Annotated in this window: 20 protein-coding genes; 9 read left to right on the top strand and 11 right to left on the bottom strand. The window is 63.4% G+C overall.

Translation table 11 applies throughout. The features are described from left to right. Nucleotides 1-237 precede the first annotated feature (237 nt). Nucleotides 238-942: an MOSC domain-containing protein gene (locus tag ASG43_RS08510; protein WP_056503129.1), complete on the top strand. Its 705-nt coding sequence runs from the start codon at nucleotides 238-240 to the stop codon at nucleotides 940-942. Between the two features lie 174 nt (nucleotides 943-1116). Beyond that, nucleotides 1117-1749, top strand: coding sequence for a tyrosine-type recombinase/integrase (locus tag ASG43_RS08505; protein WP_056503127.1), 633 nt, complete (start codon nucleotides 1117-1119; stop codon nucleotides 1747-1749). A gap of 124 nt (nucleotides 1750-1873) precedes the next feature. On the opposite strand, the gene ASG43_RS08500 is transcribed toward ASG43_RS08505, so the two are convergent. From ASG43_RS08500 to ASG43_RS08460, 9 genes are all read right to left on the bottom strand, one after another. Continuing rightward, entirely contained in the window at nucleotides 1874-3568 is a 1695-nt protein-coding gene (locus ASG43_RS08500) for an SEC-C domain-containing protein (RefSeq protein ID WP_082490761.1), read from the bottom strand. Nucleotides 3569-3838: 270 nt separating this feature from the next. Further along, nucleotides 3839-5284: an amidase gene (locus ASG43_RS08495; protein ID WP_056503121.1), complete on the bottom strand. Its 1446-nt coding sequence runs from the start codon at nucleotides 5282-5284 to the stop codon at nucleotides 3839-3841. Between the two features lie 34 nt (nucleotides 5285-5318). Beyond that, the gene (locus ASG43_RS08490; protein WP_056503118.1) at nucleotides 5319-6161 is read right to left on the bottom strand and encodes a BtpA/SgcQ family protein; all 843 of its coding nucleotides are present in this window, start codon (nucleotides 6159-6161) and stop codon (nucleotides 5319-5321) included. A 24-nt stretch (nucleotides 6162-6185) separates the two neighbouring features. Beyond that, nucleotides 6186-7109 carry a PfkB family carbohydrate kinase gene (locus tag ASG43_RS08485; RefSeq protein ID WP_056503116.1) on the bottom strand — a complete coding sequence of 308 codons (924 nt, stop codon included), beginning with the start codon at nucleotides 7107-7109 and terminating at the stop codon, nucleotides 6186-6188. Beyond that, nucleotides 7106-8311, bottom strand: coding sequence for a hypothetical protein (locus ASG43_RS08480; RefSeq protein WP_156386596.1), 1206 nt, complete (start codon nucleotides 8309-8311; stop codon nucleotides 7106-7108). The genes ASG43_RS08485 and ASG43_RS08480 overlap by 4 nt, the downstream gene beginning before the upstream one ends. Next, the gene (locus ASG43_RS08475; RefSeq protein ID WP_056503142.1) at nucleotides 8308-9225 is read right to left on the bottom strand and encodes an ABC transporter permease; all 918 of its coding nucleotides are present in this window, start codon (nucleotides 9223-9225) and stop codon (nucleotides 8308-8310) included. Before ASG43_RS08475 ends, ASG43_RS08480 begins: the two co-directional genes overlap by 4 nt. Nucleotides 9226-9288: 63 nt before the next feature. Then, entirely contained in the window at nucleotides 9289-10782 is a 1494-nt protein-coding gene (locus tag ASG43_RS08470) for a sugar ABC transporter ATP-binding protein (RefSeq protein WP_056503111.1), read from the bottom strand. Nucleotides 10783-10855: 73 nt separating this feature from the next. Continuing rightward, nucleotides 10856-11956, bottom strand: coding sequence for a substrate-binding domain-containing protein (locus ASG43_RS08465; protein WP_056503108.1), 1101 nt, complete (start codon nucleotides 11954-11956; stop codon nucleotides 10856-10858). 95 nt (nucleotides 11957-12051) lie between these two features. Continuing rightward, on the bottom strand, nucleotides 12052-12810 hold the full coding sequence (locus ASG43_RS08460) for a glutamine amidotransferase (protein ID WP_056503107.1): 759 nt from the start codon (nucleotides 12808-12810) through the stop codon (nucleotides 12052-12054). Between the two features lie 158 nt (nucleotides 12811-12968). Here ASG43_RS08460 and ASG43_RS08455 point away from each other — a divergent pair, with 158 nt between their 5' ends. Continuing rightward, complete coding sequence (locus ASG43_RS08455; protein ID WP_056503104.1) at nucleotides 12969-13730, top strand: GntR family transcriptional regulator; 762 nt, start codon at nucleotides 12969-12971, stop codon at nucleotides 13728-13730. Between the two features lie 274 nt (nucleotides 13731-14004). Here the strand turns inward: ASG43_RS08455 and ASG43_RS08450 are convergent, their stop codons facing one another. Continuing rightward, nucleotides 14005-15063: a D-TA family PLP-dependent enzyme gene (locus tag ASG43_RS08450; protein WP_056503103.1), complete on the bottom strand. Its 1059-nt coding sequence runs from the start codon at nucleotides 15061-15063 to the stop codon at nucleotides 14005-14007. Nucleotides 15064-15176: 113 nt separating this feature from the next. Between ASG43_RS08450 and ASG43_RS08445 the strand changes: the two genes are divergently transcribed. The 6 genes from ASG43_RS08445 to ASG43_RS08420 all read left to right on the top strand — a co-directional run bounded on the left by ASG43_RS08445 (nucleotide 15177) and on the right by ASG43_RS08420 (nucleotide 19454). Beyond that, nucleotides 15177-16016, top strand: a complete 840-nt coding sequence (locus ASG43_RS08445; protein ID WP_082490758.1) for a transporter substrate-binding domain-containing protein — start codon at nucleotides 15177-15179, stop codon at nucleotides 16014-16016. Nucleotides 16017-16112: 96 nt separating this feature from the next. After that, a complete protein-coding gene (locus ASG43_RS08440) occupies nucleotides 16113-16778 on the top strand; it encodes an amino acid ABC transporter permease (RefSeq protein ID WP_056503100.1) in 666 nt (221 codons plus the stop codon). Next, nucleotides 16778-17440 (top strand): amino acid ABC transporter permease, encoded by a 663-nt coding sequence (locus tag ASG43_RS08435; protein ID WP_056503098.1) that lies wholly within the window; start codon nucleotides 16778-16780, stop codon nucleotides 17438-17440. Before ASG43_RS08440 ends, ASG43_RS08435 begins: the two co-directional genes overlap by 1 nt. Nucleotides 17441-17450: 10 nt before the next feature. Further along, the gene (locus tag ASG43_RS08430) at nucleotides 17451-18251 is read left to right on the top strand and encodes an amino acid ABC transporter ATP-binding protein (RefSeq protein WP_056503094.1); all 801 of its coding nucleotides are present in this window, start codon (nucleotides 17451-17453) and stop codon (nucleotides 18249-18251) included. Nucleotides 18252-18268: 17 nt separating this feature from the next. Next, nucleotides 18269-18652 (top strand): Rid family hydrolase, encoded by a 384-nt coding sequence (locus ASG43_RS08425; protein ID WP_056503092.1) that lies wholly within the window; start codon nucleotides 18269-18271, stop codon nucleotides 18650-18652. A 25-nt stretch (nucleotides 18653-18677) separates the two neighbouring features. After that, nucleotides 18678-19454, top strand: a complete 777-nt coding sequence (locus tag ASG43_RS08420) for an IclR family transcriptional regulator (RefSeq protein WP_056503089.1) — start codon at nucleotides 18678-18680, stop codon at nucleotides 19452-19454. 523 nt (nucleotides 19455-19977) lie between these two features. On the opposite strand, the gene ASG43_RS22130 is transcribed toward ASG43_RS08420, so the two are convergent. After that, on the bottom strand, nucleotides 19978-20199 hold the full coding sequence (locus ASG43_RS22130) for a transglycosylase SLT domain-containing protein (protein ID WP_244488030.1): 222 nt from the start codon (nucleotides 20197-20199) through the stop codon (nucleotides 19978-19980). Nucleotides 20200-20407: the final 208 nt, after the last annotated feature.

The raw sequence follows: 20407 nt of genomic DNA, 5'->3' as shown, positions 1-20407 counted from the left end.
TCTTAGGCTCCAGGTTCGAGTTCGCATGCGAACCCTAACCGAAGATCGGTGATGGCCACCTCCTTAGGGGCCGCTTCCTACACCACGTCCCGGGACACGACCGCATGCCGCTGAACTCTCCGCCGCCGGCATCGATCCCCGAACCCTACGGGCAGACGGGCTTCGTCTTGGCCGCGCCCTGAGGGCTGCGTCGCGGGCGATGCTGACCGACTGGCTGGACGGGCTAGAGGAACGGACATGACGCCGGTCCGTCTCGAGGCACTTCTGACAGGTCCGATGCAGCCGCTCGGACCTCGTGCCGTGCCGAGCGGGATCGCGAAGGCACAGGTGGCGGGGCCTATCCTCCTCCGCAAAACGGGTTTTGAAGGCGACGCGCAGGGCGACACGCTGCGGCACGGGGGACCGGAGAAGGCGGTCCATCATTATCCGATGGATCACTATGCTGCTTGGCAGAGCGACGTCGGACCGCAGCCTCTGCTCGATTACCCCGGAGCTTTCGGAGAGAACATCTCGACGCTCGGCATCACGGAAGAGGACGTCGCGATCGGCGACGTCTTCGAGATCGGAACTGCGCAGATCGAGATCAGTCAGGGACGGCAACCCTGCTGGAAGTTGAACGAGCGGTTTGGTCTCGCGGACACGGCCAAGCGTGTTCAATGGACGGGGCGGACAGGATGGTACTACCGCGTTCTTGAAGAAGGGATTGTAGGTCCGGGCGATCGGCTGACGCTCGTCCATCGCCACTCGCCGGAGTGGACGGTCGAGCGGGTCTGGCACCTGTTCTACGTCGACACCCTCAACCGCGATGAACTCGCCAGGCTGGCCGATGTCGAGCGGCTGGCAGAGGGGTGGCGAGAGCACGCCCTGCGGCGGCTCCGATCAAACACCGTGGAAGACTGGGCGTCCAGGCTATCGGGCGATCGCGTGAAGACCTCCGGATGAGCAAACCAGCATCCTCGTTCTCAGCGCTGCAACATAGGTTCGAATGGCTGCTTCTGGGTGACACCATATCCCTCGGTTATGACGCTGATGGGTCGCTGCCGGTCAGCGCGGAAGAGCCAATCCAAAACTGAAATCAGTTCTCCCTTCGGCCATTTCGGCCGTGGGAGAACGACCATGGGACATTCACAGTTTGATCCAGTCTTTGGCGACCGGAAAGCTTGGAACGCCGGAAGGATAGTCGGGGCGAAACGTGCGCTGAAGGCACCGCAGGTTTGGGCGATCCGCTTCTGGCTTGATCACGAAGGCCGGTTGCGCGACCGGGCGCTGTTCGATCTTGCCATCGACAGCAAACTGCGCGGGTGTGACGTCGTCAAGGTCAAGATCGGTGACCTCGTGTCGGGCGGGCGCATCCGGGCCAGGGCCATTGTCGTGCAACGTAAAACGAAGCGTCCTGTGCAGTTCGAGCTCTTGGAGGCGGCGCGAGGAAGCCTTCTTTCATGGTTGGAGCGTCGCGGCGGGACTATCGACGACTACGCCTTCCCGAGCCGCATTGATCATTCAGCTCATTTGAGCACTCGCCAGTACGCCCGCCTCGTCGATGAATGGGTAACGGGAATCGGCCTTCGAAAAGAGGACTATGGTACCCATTCGCTGCGAAGGACGAAGGCATCGATCATCTACAAGGCAACCGGCAACCTTCGGGCCGTGCAAATCCTTCTTGGACACACCAAGATCGAGAGCACGGTTCGCTACCTCGGTGTTGATGTAGAGGATGCCCTGGCACTCGCAGAAAGCACTGAAATCTAGCAGTCCGCGCTGCCTTCTTCGAAGGAGCGGCCGCTTCGGAGCATTCCCGCGGCCGTTCCGGCAGCAAGGCAGGGTGGAAAGGGGAAATGCGGCTTTCAGGTAGTGATGCCGAGATAGCTGACGTTCAAGACGCCGTTTCGTTTAGGCCGGTGGCTTGCAGCGACTTAGCGGCCTTGTCCTGCTGAGTGCGCATCCATGTCCACTTCGTATATTCGCGAGCAACTCGAACGCGAGCTTCTTTTAGTGGCAGGTCTTTGTAGTAGTCGACGGTGGGATTTCGCTCGAAGAAATCATCCACCTGTTCTTGCGTCATGTTGGCATGCGCCTTCAACAGCCAGTCGTAGAGATCGAAGGGATCGTCATCGTGTACGCTTCGCGAAGCGTTGTCTTTGCCGAACACCGCATCCGTAAAGCGGCGCGCGGCTTGCGCTTCGCCCGCTGTCAGCGGCATTTCCACGAGCCAGTGGCGACCATTCGCGCCAACCACGAGCATGGCTTTGTCGTCGCCCCACGAACTGATTTCTTCCACTGTCGCGCGGACGGTTTCGCCGTCCATGTCGGGCACTTCGATCATGTCACCGATCTTGACCGTGCGCTGCGGTTTGCCGTCGCTGTCGAGCAACTCAGGCGGCGAGCCGTCGAAGGTTGTGGGCACGGTGCTGGCCGTCCTCCACGCTTCCATAAGCCAGAAGATGTCGCGGTGCTTATCGTAGCCCTCAAGCGCGGCCTCGAGCTCCAATGGCCGCCCGAAGGGGTAGTCATCTATCTTGATGGTTTGCAGGAAGCCAAAGCACGGTTGGCCCGTCACGTCCTCGTCGGCGAGGAACGTGTGATTGGTAATGATGACATAGGCGGGCGCGATCGGCTGACCGTCTACCGTCATGCTTTTCTCCGCATCGCGGATTGCAGCTTCAGCCTTTTCGGCGACGGCGCGCCAGTCGGCTTCGGCCATCATGGTGGGGATGCTCAGCTCAAACCAATAGACCGGATTCGTGAGCTTCTTCTTCGACGCATTGTAAATCTGGTCACGCACATAGCCATGCAACTCGCGCTGAAACCCGGCGTTCAGCACATCGCCCGTCGGAGCCTTCCAGCCGTTTTTGCGCTTAGCTTCGACCTCGTAAGTCTTTCCCGACACCTTGGACTTCGCCCTGAACTCCGGCGTTGGCGTCGATCCGGCCTGCGTTTCAGCGCAGGAAATCTCCAGGCCCGCAACAGCCAAGGCCGCGCCTACGATCGCCTCGTAATAGGCGGGCATGAAGTTGATAGGATTCCGCAGCCGCTTAAGCATTGGCTGCGGAATCTCGTCGTGGTGGGCGATCAGGTAAAGCGCGTAGGCCAGATGTAGCCAGCACGCGATGAAGCCCATCATCACAATGGTCTTCACCTTCGGCTCGCCGGGCTTGTGGCTGCTGTACGCTTGAGTCTTTTGCAGCCAGCGGAAGAGCGGATGCTGCCCCTTGCCGCGTTCGCTCTCGCCCCATTCATGGCCGAGCGTACTCTTCATGAAGTGGTCCAGAAAGTTGGGGAAGATGACCCAGTTCTTTCCCCAGTAGACCGTCTGCTTCACCGCCACGAACCGGAAGCCGTTCGTCTCATCCATCCATGACACGATGGGGTTGCCGTGGCCTTGCTGCTGCTGGCGCACGTTCTCCGCGGCCTGATGATGTCGTAGCATGGCTTGCGCGGACGCCAACAAGGCGGGATGGCGTTCAGGCGTAGGCGCGCGCCGCGCACCTAGTTTGGTGGCAAATAGACAGCACGTCTTGAACTTCTTGCCGCTCCCGCACGGGCACAGATCATTTCGTCCAGTCTTCATCCTCGCAATCATGGCACACGCGTACCGCTAAGTCATACCGTTGACAGACACTTGGTGGTTCGTGCTCGTCTAAAGGGGAACGGACGGCAGGTTTCGACAGCGAGCGTAGGAAGCAAAACGGCCGCAAGGGGTCGAAAGCTGAATGGCCACTATCAGCGACGGCGTACGGAAAGCAGACAGACCGCTTTCGGCCCGGATCTGCCGTAAACGAAGTTTGAGCAACCTGTCTCTTCGCACAGCATGATGCGGACTGCGTTGTGCGAGTTAAGCTTAAGCGAGGCAGATTGGCGGCCGTCGTAAATCCCAGCGAAGCGCATACTCCAAGGCCTGTGCCAGAGAGAGAAGGCCCGCTTCATCGGAGTGCCGCCCGATCATCTGCATCCCAATCGGCAGCGAGCCGACTGCAATCGCACTAGGCACGGAGACCGCTGGCAAGCCGGAGATGTTGCAGGCGAAGAGGTACCCACCCTCAGCCCAAAGGTCGAGGTATCCGTCAAGATCTGTGTTTTCCATCGACCAAAAACCGATGGGACGCGGCGGCTGCGTCAACGTGGGCGTCAGGAAGACGTCGAAGGCGTCGAGCTCACGTGCGATCTCCTGGCCCGCCTTGCGTACGGCTGCGACGTGGTCGGTATAGTCGACAGCCGAGAGGGTTCGACCCCGCTCGATAAGAGCTGCGTTAACAGGAGCGAGTGCGGCAAGGTCGACGGGCTGTCCTATGACTGGTTCCAGCCGACGGAAGTCGGCCGCGGTTTCGACTGCGGTGATGCGTGTATAATTTCGCCAGGCCTGTCGGAGATCTGTCTTGAGATCGTATTCCTCAAGATCGTGTCCCATAGAGGCGAGGAGCGACATCGTCGCCTCCATGTGGGCTAGGACAATGGGCGAGACGGGCTCGTCCCAGGGCGCCGCCCGTGTGAAGCCAATCTTCAGCCGCACTGGCGGGCGCTCGATGCCTGTTAGCCAACTCGTTTCAGGACAAGGAAGGCGATAGGGGTCTCCCGGCGCATCACCCGCAACGGCGTCCAGATAGGCCGCCGTATCGCGAACCGTGCGCGTGACGCAGAAGGTCGCGATGCTGCCGAACCAAAGGTCCGGCACCTCAGCCCCGTACGTGATCCGCCCGCGCGAGGGCTTGAGCCCAACAAGACCGCAGCACGAGGCGGGTCCCCGGATCGAACCGCCCCCGTCGGACGCCTCGGCGATCGGCACAATACGTGCGGCGACGGCCGCCGCCGCGCCGCCGCTTGATCCGCCGGGTGTGTGCCGGGGATCGTAGGGGTTGCGCGTCGGCCCGTAGAGGCGCGGCTCGGTGCCGAGCGACCAGCCGCCTTCCGGCGTGTTGGTTCGGCCGAGGAGGTTGAAGCCGGCTCGCCGGATCCGGTGCGACAGCTCCGTATCGTCCGCACAGACGAAGTCGGCGAGATAGCCGTAGCCGTTGGTGAGCGGGGTTCCCTTCCACATCGACCCAATGTTCTTGAGGAGGAAGGGAACGCCCGCAAACGGACCTTTTGAGGGTGCGTCCGCGGCGGCGCGTGCGAGATCGAAGAGGCGGAGCGGGGGAGGAACCGCATTGAGCGCACTGTCGAGTGTCTCAATGGCCGCGATCGCAGTTTCAGCCAGTTCACGCGCGCCGACCTCGCCTGCGCATACGAGGGCTGCAAGGCCGAGGGCGTCGCTCTCGGCATAAAGGCGGGTGAGATCCGGCGTCACCATGTCGACTTCCCGAGTTCACGCGGAGCCCTGCGCATTAGCCCCGTTCCCTCAGCGGCTTGACCGCTTCCGCCAAAGCCCGCACGCGAGCCAGCTCGACCGCGTTCCACCAGACCCCGCCTTCCTTCAGGCTTGAGCCGACGATGGCGCCGTCCAGCGCGCCAAGGATTTGCCGGGCATTGTCCGTTGTCACTCCGCTTCCTGCGATCACGGGGAGGCGCGTGCCGCTTCGGACGGCACCGATTTCGCTCTCTGGAACCGCGTCCCCCGTTCGATTGCCAGTCGCGATCGCGACGTCGGCCTCGGCGAACTCGACGTCGGAGGCCTGCTCGGAAACAGGACGGTCCCCGACGATCGCATGAGAACCGTGCTTCACGTGGACATCGGCGAAGATCGCGACATCCTGCGCATCGATCTGCCGCCGAAAGCGCAATGCACGCGCGCTCTCGCCATCGATCACACCCTCGTTTGCGACATAGGCGTTGACCCATTGGTTGACGCGGATGAAGCGCGCGTTTGAGGCTCTGGCGACGGCCAGCCCGGCCACCGCACCGTTGGCAAGAACGTTGATACCCATCGGCAGGCCGCAGGCCTCACGCACGGCTGCTGCGACGACGGCCATCGCGGCAACGATTTCCAGACCGATATCGGCCGGTTTCAAAAAGGGAATGTCACCGTGGTTCTCGACGATCACCCCGTCCATGCCGCCCTTTGCGAAGGCCTCTGCGTCCCGGCAGGCGCGCTCGATGATGGTCGCCATGCTCTCGCCGCGTGAGCGCGGCGTGCCGGGCAGCGGCGGAAGGTGGATGTCGCCGATGAGGGGTTTTGGGACACCGAAGATCGTATCGAGGGCGGAGTGGCGGACGGCTGAGATGGACATGCGGTTTTCCGGTCGGGAGGGGCGTCAGCGGACAGGACGGATGCCGGCCTCGACATGTGCGAGACGGGCGGCGAGGTCGGTCTTGTCCGGCTGGGCGGTCGCAAGCGCTCCGGTCGCCTCGACGACGTAGGATGCCGAGACCGTGCCCATCGCGCCGGCAAGGGCAAGCGGGTGACCGGCCACGAGGGCCGCGACGAAGCCACCACAGAAGCCGTCGCCGGCGCCGGTCGTATCCGCGACAGCTGCCGGCCAAGCCGGGACGTGGGTCAGCGTACCGGTTCCGGCTTCGGCGAGAAGGACACCGCGCTCTCCGAGCTTTGCCGCCATGTGGCATTGATGGCGAACGGCATTCTCGGTCAGAAAGCCTTCGAGGCTGGCCGGGTGCCAAATACGCCGGATCTCCGATTCGCTCGGCAGAAAGGCGGTCAGGTCACCGAGGAACGACAGGTCCTCGTAGAGGGAGGCGTCGATGAACCGATCCGAGAGAATGTCCATCGTCACGATCGGCCGCGAGGGAAGGCCGGAGAGCCGGGCGGCATTCAGCCGGGAGCTCGCGGGCCCCTGCGGCGCGATGTGGAAGCCGCGGGCCTCGGCATAGCTGAGCGGCAGGTCCCCGCGCTCAACGTCCAGATCCAGAGCGCTCCCGGATGTGAGCTTGGGCACCTGCTGCTTGTGGACTTCATTCTCGTGCAGGAGCCAGAGCTCCAGGCCGTGTCCCGCGCTTCGAGAGATGCCGGCGATGTCGATGCCGCGCGCGCGCACCCTCCGGCAAGTCTCCTCGTGATGCGGATGGCCGGCAGCGGAGTGGATGCCGACGGACGAGCTCCAGAGCGAGGCGCCGATGGCCGAGTAAAGCGCGCCGCCGCCGGGCACGCCGAGGCTGCAGCTCCCGTCGGTCAGGACGATGTCGTCCATGGTCAGCCAGCCGACCGTCGCGATGTCGATCATCGGCCGGCTCCCGCGATCAACGGCAGAGCGGGGCGGAGGAGAGACGCGTAGACGAGCGCCTTCGAGAGGTCGACGATATCCGATATGGCCGCACGGGGCTCGGCACGGTCGAAGTGGCGGTCGAAGCCGGGAAAGCCGAACAGAAGAATATTCGGCGTTTTAAGGAGAACGCTCACGTCGTCGCTGCGCGAAGTATAGGCGTTGTTGGATTCCTGGATGCCCACGCCGAGCTCCGGAAGAAGACCACACAGGTGGCGGGCAAGTGCGTAAAGGGGCGGGGGAGTCACGGCGCCACGCGCCAGGCTCGAGAACTCGCTGAGAACGGCGCCGTTGCCGATACGGGTGGAGTTCGAAGGTCCCGCTTGCGCAAGCATTTCACCGCCGGCCTGCTGCATGTCGGCCACGACGGCGAGGTCCGGTGGGGAGAGCCGCGAGACGATGCGCGATCCGCCGCGCCCCATGACCTGGCTTCCCGTTCCGTGCGGCCCTTCCTCCTCGTCGGGAAAGGCGATGAGCGCCTCGATGCCGGCTTCGGCGAGAACGGGGGCGGCGACGGCGAGGGCCGCCACGCCGCCGGCATTGTCGAAATGGCCGGTCCACACCCCGTCCGGCCCCGGCAGGCAGCGCGCGACGGGTACGACCCGATCGCCGGCGCGCAGCCGCAGGCCAGCGTCCTCCGCCGCGAAGAAGGCAGCGCCTGCCTCTGATTGCAGCCATCCCTCGGCGGCGATCGCATAGCGCCCGGTTGCGAGATCGAAGCGGTAGACTTGGGCTGCGCGGCGGCCGTTTTCCGTCAGATGGTAGCAGAAGGGTACCAGCGGATGACGGCGTCCGTCGAACGGCTGGACAAGATAGCTGATCGTGTCGAGATGGGCGAAGTACCAGAGCGCCTTCTCCGTCGTAGCTGCGCCGGAGGTGAGGACGGTGCTCCCCGTGTTGCCGAAGTTCGGCTCCAGCAGGAGGTGTCCGCTCGAAAGGGCGCCGTCAGCGTGAAGGAGCTCCCGCAGCACGGGCGTGCGCAGGGCGCTTGCGCAGGTCGACGGCGCCGGGGTCTCGGCGAGTGCGACAAGGTAGCGTGTCACGCGCTCGGCGGTGACGTGCCGGTCGACGAGCGGACGCAGCGCCATGGCGCCCTTGCGGACGTCGTCGAGGACGCGCTTGATCGCGTCCTGCGGCATCGGTGTGTCGAGGGCGGCGCTCATGCGCGCCCCTTGCGCGACATCAGGTAGACCGCGATTACGATCAGCGCGCCCTTGAAGAGCTGCTGGACGAAGGGATCGACGCCCGTGAGATTGAGGATGTTGGCGAGGACGCCGATGATCAGCGTTCCGAGAAACGTACCCCAGACGCTGCCGACCCCGCCAAAGAGCGAGGTGCCGCCGACCACCACCGCCGCGATGGCATCGAGCTCGTAGCCCTGGCCGGCGATGGGCGTTCCGATCGAGAGCTGCGACGCGTAGACAAGGCCGGCCAGACCCGACACCGCCCCGGAGATGACGTAGACCGCCGTCGTGTAGGCGCGCACCGGTACGCCCGACAGGCGCGCGGCGTCCTCGTTGGAGCCGATCGCGTAGAGACTGCGGCCGAAGGGCGTACGTGTCAGCACGACGGCGCAGACGACCAAGAGGGCGAGGAGAATCAGGGATGGAATTGGAACGCCGAGAAGGTAGCCGTTGCCGAGGTCGTAGAAGGACTCGTTGAGGATCGGGATCGGCGTGCCGCCCGTGTAGATGAAGCAAAGGCCTCGCGCGAAGGACAGCATGCCGAGCGTCATGATGAAGGGCGGGATGCCCGCGACGGCGACGCCGAGGCCGTTGACGAGGCCAGCCAGAATCGCAGCCCCGAGACCCAGCGGGATCGCGACGGCCATCGGCTGGCCTTCGAGGAAGCCGGCATAGAGGACAACGGAAACGCCGAGGATCGAGCCGACCGACAGGTCGATGCCACGCGTCAGGATGACGAAGGTCATGCCGATGGCCAAGATCCCGACGATCGCGATTTGCCGCAGGACGTTGAGGAGGTTCGCTAGCGTGAGGAAGCGGTCCGACAAAAAGGACGCGGCAATAACGAGGACGACGAGGGCGGCAAGAACGCCAACCCTGCGCCAGGCTCTCATGAAGGACCTGCCGTTGATCCTCGGTCTGCTGGCAACGTTCTGCATGGTCGCGCTCATCCGTCGTCAGGCCGCGATAGCGGCTGCCCTCATTATACTGGCTTCAGTGGCGTCCTCACGCGACAGCGTAGCGGCCACCCGTCCCCGGCGCAGGACGACGACGCGGTCCGACAGGCGCAGTATTTCCTCCATCTCGGACGAGATGAGGATCACGCACATGCCGTCGGCGACGAGCTCCTCGATGAGGGCGTAAATCTCGCCCTTGGCACCGATATCGACGCCGCGGGTGGGCTCGTCGAAGATCAGAATGCGCGGCTCGACGCTGAGCGCGCGAGCAATGAGGGCCTTCTGCTGGTTGCCGCCGCTGAGGAGGCGGATCTCGGTTTCCATGCCGGAGAGGCGGATATCCAGCCGCCGGATCAGTTCGGCGACGTGACGACGCTCCATCGAGGGACGAAGGAGCCCCAAGCGGCGAAAGCGCGACAGCGCCGAGACGACGACGTTCTCGCGCACGGGCCGGTTCGGCAGCAGGCCGAGCGCTTTGCGGTCCTCGCTGACATAGGCGATCCCGTGTCGAGCAGCGGCGCCCGGGCCAGATATGCGCACGGTCTTGCCGAAGAGCCGGATCGTCCCGGCGCTCGTGCGTCGGATACCGAGAATGGCTTCGGCCACCTCCGTCCGACCTGCGCCAACGAGGCCCGCAAGCCCGACGATCTCGCCCCGGCGAGCCGTGAAGGACACCTTTTCGAAGACACCGGCAACGGTGAGGTCCTCGACCTCGAGCGCCGGCAGGCCGCCCCGTCTGGCCGTTCCCGAATGGACGGGGAAGCCGCGCCCGATCATGTGCTCGACGAGCCAGTCCTGGTCGATGTCGCGGACCGATGCGGTCCCCGTCCGGACCCCATCGCGCAGGACCGTCACGCAGTCCGCAATCCGGAAGATTTCCTCGAGATGGTGGGAGATGAAGACGATCGCGATGCCCTGCGCCTTCAGACGCTCGATCAGACGGAACAGGATCGCGACCATGCCCTCGTCGAGAACCGCCGTCGGCTCGTCGAGAATGAGAACGCTCGCGTCGAAAGAGATCGCCTTGGCAATCTCGACCATCTGCTGTTGCGCGATGGGCAACTCGCCGACGGGACGGTCCGGATCGACCGAGAGGCCGAGGCGCTCGATGAGATCGCGCGTAAAAGCGCGCATTCGCCGCCGGTCCACAAGCCCGATGGCCGTGCGGGGATAATGTCCAAGGAAGATGTTTTCGGCAGCCGTCAGATGCGGCGCAAGCGACAGTTCCTGGTGAATGACGATCACGCCGCGACCGATCGCATCGCGCGGCGAGCGCAGCTGGACGAGAGCCCCGTCGATCGCGATCGTTCCACCGTCGGGCCGGTGGATTCCACCCAGCGTCTTGATGAGCGTCGACTTGCCGGCCCCGTTCTCGCCGACGATCGCATGGACCTCACCGGCGCGGACGACGAGGTCGACGTCGGACAAGACGGTGTTGCCGTCGAAGGACTTGCACAGGCCCTGAACCTCGAGACGGGCAGGAGGACTGGTCATCAAGCAGGCTGACCTTCTACGGAGGAGAGGATACGCGGCCGCTTGCGAGACGGCCGCGGGTCATGTCGCGAGACTACTTGCAGGGATCCGGCGTCGGTTCGAAATCCCCCCAACCACGACCGATCCATTCGTCGGCATTTTCGGCGACGACAGTCGGCGAGTCCGGCAGGAGCAGCCTCTGGCCCGGCTGGTCGTAGCTTTCCTGACCTGGGATCGCTTGACCCATCACCGTGTAGAGCGCCGCACGAAGACCAATGTCGGCGATGAAGGGCGTATAGTTGCCGTCAGCGCCGAAGGTTCCCGCCTTGACCGATTTGAACCCCGCATTGGAGCCATCGAACGTGTAATGGCGGATCTTGTCGCCGCAGCGGTTGGCGCGGGCAACGGCGAGCTGTGCGCCCCAGGACGACTCCTCCGCATGCGAAAAGACGGCAGCGATGTTGGACTGAGCCGTGAGAAAATCTTCCATCAGCGGGACGGCGGGCTCGCGGATCCACTGCCCGTCGCCGGTCGCCAGCACCTTGATGTCCGGGTATTTTGTCAGAACGTTCTTCATGCCCTTATCGCGGTCGACAGCGGCCGAAGAACCCTTGAGCCCCGTGATGACGACGATGTTGCCTTTCCCGCCGAGGTCTTGGGCCATGCGCTCAGCCACCTGTTCTGCCATGGTCACGTTGCTCTGGCCGATGAAGAGCGTCTTAGCCGTTGGCACGTCTCGGTCCATCACGACGAGGGGTATGCCAGCGTCGTTGACCGCACGGGCCGCTGGAACGAGGGCCGCCGACTCCACCGGGCTGAGCAGGATGGCGCTGACACCACGCGTGAGAAGATCGCGCACGTCGTTGCTTTGCTTGGCGACGTCGACATTGCCGTCGAGAACGACGAGCTCGACGTTCTGATGACGACAAGCTTCCGCCTGCAGCGATTCCAGCATCGACACGCGCCAGGGATGGTTGAAGGCAGTCTGGGAGAAACCGATCGTTATGGGCTTCTCCTCGCCGCCGACGAGGATCGGGCCTTCGGGAAGCGGCAGGATGTCCTTGAAGGGCAGTTTGTCGTAGCTCGCGAGAAGGTCGGCACAGGTCTTGCCGGAAACGGGCAAGGTCTCCTGTGCATGGGCGGCACCTGCCAGAAGTACGGCGAAAGAGACGGCGAGGGAAAAAGGTCTGAGCATGCGGTCGGCCCTTTCACGATGGCGGCTGGATGCCGCTGGAGATCTGGAAATCCTCGTCGGTCGGATCGCCCCATCGAGCGGGACGATCGTTCTCGTCAGCGCCTGGCGAGCCAGTTTGCTATGTTCACCCATAGCTTCGGGTAACCCTCCCACGAGACGAAGGCGGGCGGCCCCCAATGCGGTCCGCAGTCGGAAGAGAAGATCGCGCTCCGCCCCCGCTTGACCTCGCGCGTTGCGATAAAGGGATGATCGCCGAAGCTCGCCACGGCATGGGCCTCTGGACGTAGAATGGACTTGTTGTAGCCGAGGAAGTGCGGCCAGTCGGTCAATCCGGACAGGATCGGATGCGCCGGATCGTCGATGTGGGGAAAGATTCCCTGCGGCTGCTCATTCCGGTCGTCGGAGGCTTGAAGCGAGACGGGCAGAACGTCGTCGATGGCGCTTTGAAAGTAATTGCCCTTGGCTTGGATACCTTGGAACGTCAGGTAGCCCCCGACCATCAGGAGTCCGCCGCCGCCGCGTACGAACTCGGCGATCAATTCGAGGCGGTTCGCAGTTCTCTCCGAACGAACGGCGGTGCGCTCAGGTAGGAGCAAAGTATTGGCGCCGATGTCGGAGAGGATGACGACGTCGTAGGCGCCAAGCTCCGAGGAGGTCGACGGAAACGCGTCGGCGGCAACGTGGCTCGGTTGATACGTCACGTCGACGCCACCTGCGCGCAGCGCTGCAATCATCTCCGTCCCACCTTCATGGTAGGACGACATCTCGAAGGAGTCGAAGCCTTTGATGTGGAGACTTCGCGTGACCCAGGATTCGCCGGCGAAGAGGAGTTTGATCGCGTCAGCCAAGGGCATGTTCCTTTGCTTCGTTGCAACACCAGGCACAAGGACGGACAAGCGCGCCCATATTGTTCAGCCCCCCTCATCGGGTTAGGAAGACGCCACCAAGAGGCTGCCATGCACGAACAAGACGATAGCTACAATCTCTACAAATGTCATGACGTTCGGACGTCATGACCAAACATTGGTACGATCCGCTTACGAAGTCTAGCCCCCTTCCGCTGTGGTTTCAGTTGGCGGAGCGATTGCGTAACGCGATCGCCGATGGCCTCTTCAAACCGGGCGAGGCGCTGCCTTCGGAGGCCAAGCTCAACGAGACGTTCGGCATCAGCCGGGCGACGTCTCGCGCAGGGCTCGATGCGTTGGAGCAAGAGGGGCTCATCATACGCCAATCCGGTAAGGGATCGATCGTGCTGAGCACGCGCGTCGATCAGCCGGTCAACGAGATGCTTGGATTTGCCGATGATATGCAGCGTCGTGGGCTCAAGCCATCCTACGAGACACTGTCTGCGGGGCGGGTGCGCGCGACGCCGGAAGTCGCGGAGGCGTTCGGCGTACGGCTCGGCACTCAAATCTTCCAGTCTCGCAGGCTTCTGATGGCAGACGAAGTGCCGATCGGGCTTGCGGTATCTTGGCTTTCGCCCACGCTTCTGAAATCTCGCAAGCCACCCTCGAAGCAAGAGCTGCAGGAGGGGTCTCTCTATGCATGGCTTGGAGAGCATTGCGACGTGCGGATTGCGGGCGCCAAGGAGTTCATCGAGGCTGCGATCGTGGACGAGGAAATGGCAGCCGAGCTGGAGGTCGCAAAGGGAAGCGCTGTTCTGATCGTCCGTCGCCGGTCCCACGACAAGGACGGATCTCCGGTCGAATACGTCGTCCTGCATTTTCGCTCGGACCGTTATCGCTTCCAGCTGGAATCGGGTGCTGGCACTTGATCCATCGTCGCAGCGAGAAGGGAGCACGACCGTTTGACGAGAAACGCGATGGGTGTTGAACCATCGTTTCTCTTATAGGGGCCTCACGAGGCTACAGGGTCGTCAAACCTCACCAACTCTCTTCATGTGAGAGAAAAACAGCTGACACCTGTCCTGTTGTTTCGCCGTGCAGCCTATGCTCGATATGAACTCGAGCAAGCGTATCGGCACCTTGCTTTTTGGGCGAAGCGACCTGAACCTTTAAGAGGTCCGCAGTGATAGCGATATTACTCGGTCAGACCAATCGGCCTCTTGCAACGACCTGCCAAACTTCCACCGTGGCATCGGGCATGCGGACATGGACGGTATCGACCATGTTCGTGACAACGCATGCATGGTTCGGAACGATCGAGACGCGGTCGCCAACCCTGAGATCGATGGGCCCGGCGCTCACCAGACGGCCGTGCTCCTCCGATAATTGGTCGATCGCGATGTCCGGGCGGCCGATGACAAGGCCGTGTCCCGATAGGCCCAGGAGATCGGAGGTCAGGATCTTCGTTCCCGCATCGATGATGGCGCGATTCGGCGTCGGCACGGAGACAACCGTCGCCAGGACCGTAAGAGCGCAGTCCTCGACGGCGGCAACGCCGCGCGCGACGAGGGAGCGGTCGTTGTAGACGTAGGTTCCCGGCCGGTATTCCGTCAGAATGCCTCCGCGTTCGGCGTGCCAGATGTCGGGCGTGCCGCCCGACGTGACCGTCTCGACCGCGAGCCCCGCGGCTTCGATCACCGTCTTGGCCTCGCCGAGGAATCGAGCGGCCTGCGCCGCGCCGCCGGCCTTGGGATAGGTCATCAGGCCCCCGAAGCGCAGACCCGGCGACGCCGCGACGACGAGCGCGAGATCGCGTGCGGCTTCGGGCGTCTGGACACCGCATCGCTGCCCACCCGTATCGCACTCGACGAGCACGCGCAGGGGGCTCCCGGCACCGGCGAAAGCGCCTGTTAGTCCCTCCACGACGGCAGCGCTGTCGGCCACGACCGACAGGGAAACGGCTTCGGCAAGGCCGCGAAGCCGCTTCAACTTCGCCGCCCCGACGATGTCGTAGGTGATGAGCACGTCTCGGATCGACGGTTCGGCCGCCACCAGTGCCTCTGCCTCGCCGATCTTCTGGCAGGTGATGCCGATGGCGCCGGCCTCGATCTGCAGCCGCGCGATCTGCGGCAGCTTGTGCGTCTTCACATGAGGCCGGGCGAGAAGGCCGGCGGCGGCGGCGTGGTCCTGAAAGCGGCGGATGTTCGCCTGAACCGTCGCAAGGTCGACCAGTACGGCAGGCGTCTCGATCTCGGTCGTCATGGAAGGTCTCCAAAGCCACTTGACAACTTTTGAAGCATGCATCCTTCTAGGTCAATCCGATATTACAGTCATATGTCTGTTATATTGGACATGGATCAACGATGGAGAGTGGCATGGATGTGAAGTCTCTTATCTGCGGCCTTGCGGCGACGACCGTCCTCGCCTTCGCTGCCACCACAGGCGCACAGGCCGGAAAGCTCGAGGACGTCCTGTCGCGCGGCACGCTCGTCGTAGGCACGGGTTCAACGAACGCCCCGTGGCATTTCAAAGATGCCAGCGACACGCTGCAAGGCTTCGATGTCGACATGGCGAAGATCGTCGCGAAGGCACTCTTCGGCGATGCCGAGAAGGTCGAGTTCGTAAACCAGGCTTCGGATGCGCGCATTCCGAACATCACGACCGGCAAGGTCGACCTGACCTGCCAGTTCCTGACTGTCACGGGCGAGCGTGCCCAGCAGGTGAACTTCACCATCCCCTACTACCGCGAAGGCGTCGGCCTGATGCTGAAGGGCGACGGCACCTATGGCGACTATGCCGCGCTGAAGGCAGCCGGCTCCTCGGTCACGATCGCGGTGCTCCAGAACGTCTATGCCGAGGAACTCGTCCACAAGGCGCTGCCGGACGCCACCGTCGACCAGTACGAGAGCCAGGATCTTCTCTATCAGGCGCTCCAATCCGGTCGTGCGGACGCCGCCGCCACCGACCAGTCGTCGATCGCCTGGTACGTCACCCAGAATCCCGGCCAGTACAAGGATGCCGGCTACGGCTGGAGCCCGCAGACTTATGCCTGCGCGGTGGCGCGCGGCGACCAGGACTGGCTGAACTTCGTCAACACCGCGCTGCACGAGGCGATGACCGGCGTCGAGTTCGACACCTATGCCGCTTCCTACAAGAAGTGGTTCGGCAAGGATCTCGCTCCGCCCGCGATCGGCTTCCCCGTCGAGTTCCAGTAAGGCGCGACGCTCCCGGTCCTTGTGAAATCCCTCGGACCGGGAGCCCCTCAGAGCGGCGGATGGCGCACGGCGTCGGAACAGCCAAAGCGGACTGTCATGGGATACACACTGAACTTCGCCGCCGTCTGGCGCAACTTTGACGACCTCGTCTGGGGGCTTGGCCTCAGCCTCGTGCTGGCCTTCGTGGCGATCGCGATCGGCTGCGCCATCGGTCTCGTCACCGCCTTCGCGCGCACGTCGAAGCCTCTGCCCCTGCGCTGGCTGGCGGGAACCTACGTCACCGTCTTCCGCAACACGCCGCTCTTAGTGCTCGTTCTCTTCTCCTTCTTCGCCCTGCCGCAGATGGGCTTTCGCCTTTCCAAGACGAACTCCTTCGTGCTCGCGCTCAGCCTCTATTCCGGCGCCTATCTGGCGGAGGTCTTCCGCGGCGGACTTCTCGGCGTGCCGAAGGGCATGCGCGAGGCCGGGCTCGCCATCGGTCTGACGGACGGCCAGATCCGCCGGCGCATCATCATCCCGATCATGCTGCGGGCCGTGCTGCCCGCGCTCGGCAGCACCTTCATCGGCCTCTTCAAGGACACCTCGCTGGCGGCGGCCATCGCCGTGCCGGAGTTGACCTTCGAGGCCCGCAAGATCAACGTCGAGACCTTCCGCGTCATCGAGACCTGGCTTGTGGCGAGCGGTCTCTACATCGTCACCTGCTCGATCCTTGCCGCGCTCCTGCGCCGGCTGGAAGCGCGCCTTTCGGTTGCGAGGACCTGATGGCCGCTCCCGCCTCCTTCCTCGACATCGTTTGGCTCGCTCGATGGCCGATCCTCTACGGCCTCGGCACGACGGTCGCGATCTCTCTCCTCGCCATTCTCGGCGGCTCGATTCTCGGTGTCGCGCTCGGGCTGGCCTTGAGCTACGGCAACCGGTTCGTGCGCCTCCTCGCGCGCGGCTACACCGATTTCGTGCGCGGCACGCCGGTGCTCGTCCTGGTGCTCGCCAGCTACTACATCCTCGGCACGGTCGGTCTCGACCTTTCGCCCTTCCAGGCCGGCGTCCTCGCTCTCACAGTCTTCTGCTCCTCCCATGTCGGCGAGATCACGCGCGGCGCGCTGCAGACGCTGCCGAAGGGACAGGGGGAGGCCGGTCGGGCCATCGGTCTGACCTTCGGGCAGATCTTCCGCTACATCCTCGGCCCCCAGGCCCTGCGCCTCGGGCTTCCCGCCTGGATCAACACGGCCGCCGAGATGGTGAAAGCTTCAACGCTCCTTTCGGTGATCGGCGTCGCCGAACTTCTCCTGCGCACGCAGGAGATCATCTCGCGCTCTTTCATGAGTCTGGAATTCTATCTCCTCGCCGGCTTCCTCTACTTCACCATCAACACCGCCATCGAGCGTCTCGGCCGATATGCCGAACGCCGCCTGAGCGCTGCCTGAGGCCCGTCCCATGACCCACACGTCCATCGCGAGCCGGGCCGAGGCCAAGCCTCTTCTCGAAATCCGCGATCTCCACAAGCGCTACGGCCAGGTCGAGGTCCTGAAGGGCGTCGACTGCGACGTGGCCGCCGGCGACGTGGTGTCGATCATCGGCTCGTCGGGCTCGGGCAAGACGACGATGCTGCGCTGCGTGAACATGCTGGAGGAGTTCGAGGGCGGCACCATCCGCATCGATGGCGAGGAGATCGGCTTCACCACGTCCGGCGGCGTGCGCCGGCGCAAGCCCGATCGTGAGATCGCCCGCCAGCGCGCGTTGACGGGCATGGCCTTCCAGCAGTTCAACCTCTTCCCGCACATGACGGCCCTGGAGAACGTCACCCTCGGGCTCGAACTCGTTCGCCGCATGAAGAAGGACGAGGCACGCGCCGTCGGAGAGCGCTGGCTTGACCGCGTCGGCCTTCTCTCGCGCAAGGACCATCATCCCGCCAAGCTCTCCGGCGGCCAGCAGCAGCGCGTCGCCATCGCCCGCGCCATCGCCATGAACCCGCGCCTCATGCTGTTCGACGAGGTGACGTCCGCACTCGATCCCGAACTCGTCGCCGAGGTGTTGCAGGTCGTGGCGAGCCTTGCGGCCGAGGGCATGACGATGCTCCTCGTCACGCACGAGATGCGCTTCGCCTACGAGGTCTCCTCCCGCGTCATCTTCATGAACCAAGGCCGCATCGGCGAGGAGGGCAATCCGCGCGAGATGTTCGCCGCCCCGAAAACCGAGCGGCTCGCCGAGTTCCTGAAATCATCCCGCTTCCAGTGAAGAATAGGAAATCCAGCATGTCATTGATCCGTTACGGCACCGGCGAGACCGGCGCCGGAAAGCAGGGCCTCCCCTTCGCGAGAGCCGTCGAGGCCGACGGGTGGCTCTACGTATCCGGCCAGGTCGCCATGGAGAACGGCGAGATCGTCGGCGGCAACATCGTCGCCCAGACCCATAAGACGATGGAAAACCTCGTCGCCATCCTCACGGAGGCTGGGTACGGCCTGCAGGACGTGGTTCGCGTTGGCGTCTGGCTCGACGACCCCCGCGACTTCTGGAGCTTCAACGGCGTCTACGCGCAGTATTTCGGGGCCCATCCTCCGGCACGCGCCTGCGTCCAGTCCTCGATGATGGTCGACTGCAAGGTCGAGATTGACTGCGTCGCGTTCAAGCGGAAATAACCGCGAGATCGAGAAGGAGTCGGGAATGGACAAGCGTGTCGAAGACGTCGCGAACCGCAGGTCGCGGGGGCTGGAGCGTGCCTTCGACATTCTCGACTGCCTGCGCGATGCCAAGCGGCCGCTTCGCCCGAACGAGATCGCCACGGCGATGGGGGCACCGCGTTCGACGATCTACGAGCTGACCGGCGTCCTCTTGAAACTCGGCGTGCTGGAAGCCAGAGGGAGCGAAGGGCGGCTGTTTCTCGGTGGCAAGCTTTTTCTCTTCGGCGCAGCCTATTCGGACCAGTCCGACGTGATGCGCCATGCCTCAGAACTTCTCGACCGCATCGTCGAGGAAACGAGCGAGACCGCGCAGTTCTGTCTCCTCGACGGCAACAAGTACACGGTCGCCATGATGCGGGAGAGTTCGCGCCCGTTCCGCATCTCGTCCAGCATCGGCGAGCGAACCCCGATCCCTTGGACCGCATCGGGCCGACTGCTGCTGGGACATCTGTCCGGCGACGAAATCCGGGCCTTTGTGCCGCCGGCAGATTTTCAGCTTCCCTCTGGCGAATGGCTGAAGCCCGAAACCTTTGTGACGCAGGCGCACCGTGCGGTCGCCGAAGGATTCTTCACCTTCGATTCCATCGTCGACAGCTACACTCACTGCTTTGCCGTCCCGGTTGCGCGCCCCGACGGCACTGCCGCGGCCACGCTCTGCCTGGTCGCCCCGAAGGATGATGCGCGCGAGAATCACGTTCGCTACATCGAGTGTCTCAAAGCTGGCGCGGAGAAGCTCTCGGTTTGGTATACGGGCGTTTGAAGGGTATCGACCTGCATTCGCCGAGCATTATGGGTATCCAGGTGAAGACCTGATTCCACTTGAACCACATCTGGCCCACGCTCCTTGGGCAAGGACAAAGCCTTCTGTTGGCCTATTAACGTCCCCTTCAGCCAATGTTCGCAGTTCTGTACCGGAATGGTAGAATTTTTGGTGCGCCGGCCAGAACAAAATTGCGAACACTTGCATCATTGAAATCGCTTACAAAAAACAGTGACGAGCAGGCGATGAGGCGAAGCTAAAGCGATTACGGCAGTTTCGTGGCCCTATCGGCCGCTAGGGACGCCTCGTCTAGCTCCCGTAAGCGGTCGTTAATCACATTCAAATCGAGGGGACAACGCTAGGTAACTGGCAAGCTTTGGCTGTAGCACTGACGCTTCCGCAGGTGAGCCAAAACCGATCAAACCGAGCATACCGCCGGATGGTATACGCCGTGGTCCATCTTTCGGCACGTGCCGACGTGGTCCATTCCGTCGAAGGCAACGGCGTTGCTCTACGCATTGATCTACATCAGTCCCACCATCCCTCCGCGAGTAGCGGCATTGCACCGTGTTCGCCATCGACGTCTGGATGTCGAAGGATCGGCCAGGCCGCGTTCGCTAGCTGTCACTGGCAGGATCTGGGCGATGCCCTGCGCGCCGTTCCGGCTGACCGCTTTGGGATTGAGAACGGTTTCCCACCAGATCAAGCGGGTGAAGAAGAAGGACGGCAGGTCGTTGCCAGCCACTTCCTCCTTGATGACCCGGCATGTCGTTCGCGCAAAGCGCTTCGATGCTTAGCTTTGGCTGTCGCGATCGGCGGCCAGAACGGATCTATCCTGCAAGACGTGCAGAACGACGAAGGCGACGAGAACCATGGACTCACCTAAACCATCGGCGCGGGGTGACAAGTCAATCCAGCCGATTTGCGGCTAGCTCCGAGATAAGCCGTCCCAT

Source organism: Aureimonas sp. Leaf454 (genome assembly GCF_001424685.1).
In the GTDB taxonomy this organism is placed as follows: Bacteria; Pseudomonadota; Alphaproteobacteria; order Rhizobiales; family Rhizobiaceae; genus Plantimonas.
This window is presented reverse-complemented; position numbering and strand designations above follow the sequence as displayed.

Excerpts from the sequence above, each read along its gene's own strand:
- ASG43_RS08510 (WP_056503129.1), top strand. The coding sequence starts at position 238 with ATGACGCCGGTCCGTCTCGAGGCACTTCTGACAGGTCCGATGCAGCCG.
- ASG43_RS08505 (WP_056503127.1), top strand. The coding sequence starts at position 1,117 with ATGGGACATTCACAGTTTGATCCAGTCTTTGGCGACCGGAAAGCTTGG.
- ASG43_RS08500 (WP_082490761.1), bottom strand. The coding sequence starts at position 3,568 with ATGAAGACTGGACGAAATGATCTGTGCCCGTGCGGGAGCGGCAAGAAG.
- ASG43_RS08495 (WP_056503121.1), bottom strand. The coding sequence starts at position 5,284 with ATGGTGACGCCGGATCTCACCCGCCTTTATGCCGAGAGCGACGCCCTC.
- ASG43_RS08490 (WP_056503118.1), bottom strand. The coding sequence starts at position 6,161 with ATGTCCATCTCAGCCGTCCGCCACTCCGCCCTCGATACGATCTTCGGT.
- ASG43_RS08485 (WP_056503116.1), bottom strand. The coding sequence starts at position 7,109 with ATGATCGACATCGCGACGGTCGGCTGGCTGACCATGGACGACATCGTC.
- ASG43_RS08480 (WP_156386596.1), bottom strand. The coding sequence starts at position 8,311 with ATGAGCGCCGCCCTCGACACACCGATGCCGCAGGACGCGATCAAGCGC.
- ASG43_RS08475 (WP_056503142.1), bottom strand. The coding sequence starts at position 9,225 with ATGAGAGCCTGGCGCAGGGTTGGCGTTCTTGCCGCCCTCGTCGTCCTC.
- ASG43_RS08470 (WP_056503111.1), bottom strand. The coding sequence starts at position 10,782 with ATGACCAGTCCTCCTGCCCGTCTCGAGGTTCAGGGCCTGTGCAAGTCC.
- ASG43_RS08465 (WP_056503108.1), bottom strand. The coding sequence starts at position 11,956 with ATGCTCAGACCTTTTTCCCTCGCCGTCTCTTTCGCCGTACTTCTGGCA.
- ASG43_RS08460 (WP_056503107.1), bottom strand. The coding sequence starts at position 12,810 with ATGCCCTTGGCTGACGCGATCAAACTCCTCTTCGCCGGCGAATCCTGG.
- ASG43_RS08455 (WP_056503104.1), top strand. The coding sequence starts at position 12,969 with ATGACCAAACATTGGTACGATCCGCTTACGAAGTCTAGCCCCCTTCCG.
- ASG43_RS08450 (WP_056503103.1), bottom strand. The coding sequence starts at position 15,063 with ATGACGACCGAGATCGAGACGCCTGCCGTACTGGTCGACCTTGCGACG.
- ASG43_RS08445 (WP_082490758.1), top strand. The coding sequence starts at position 15,177 with ATGGATGTGAAGTCTCTTATCTGCGGCCTTGCGGCGACGACCGTCCTC.
- ASG43_RS08440 (WP_056503100.1), top strand. The coding sequence starts at position 16,113 with ATGGGATACACACTGAACTTCGCCGCCGTCTGGCGCAACTTTGACGAC.
- ASG43_RS08435 (WP_056503098.1), top strand. The coding sequence starts at position 16,778 with ATGGCCGCTCCCGCCTCCTTCCTCGACATCGTTTGGCTCGCTCGATGG.
- ASG43_RS08430 (WP_056503094.1), top strand. The coding sequence starts at position 17,451 with ATGACCCACACGTCCATCGCGAGCCGGGCCGAGGCCAAGCCTCTTCTC.
- ASG43_RS08425 (WP_056503092.1), top strand. The coding sequence starts at position 18,269 with ATGTCATTGATCCGTTACGGCACCGGCGAGACCGGCGCCGGAAAGCAG.
- ASG43_RS08420 (WP_056503089.1), top strand. The coding sequence starts at position 18,678 with ATGGACAAGCGTGTCGAAGACGTCGCGAACCGCAGGTCGCGGGGGCTG.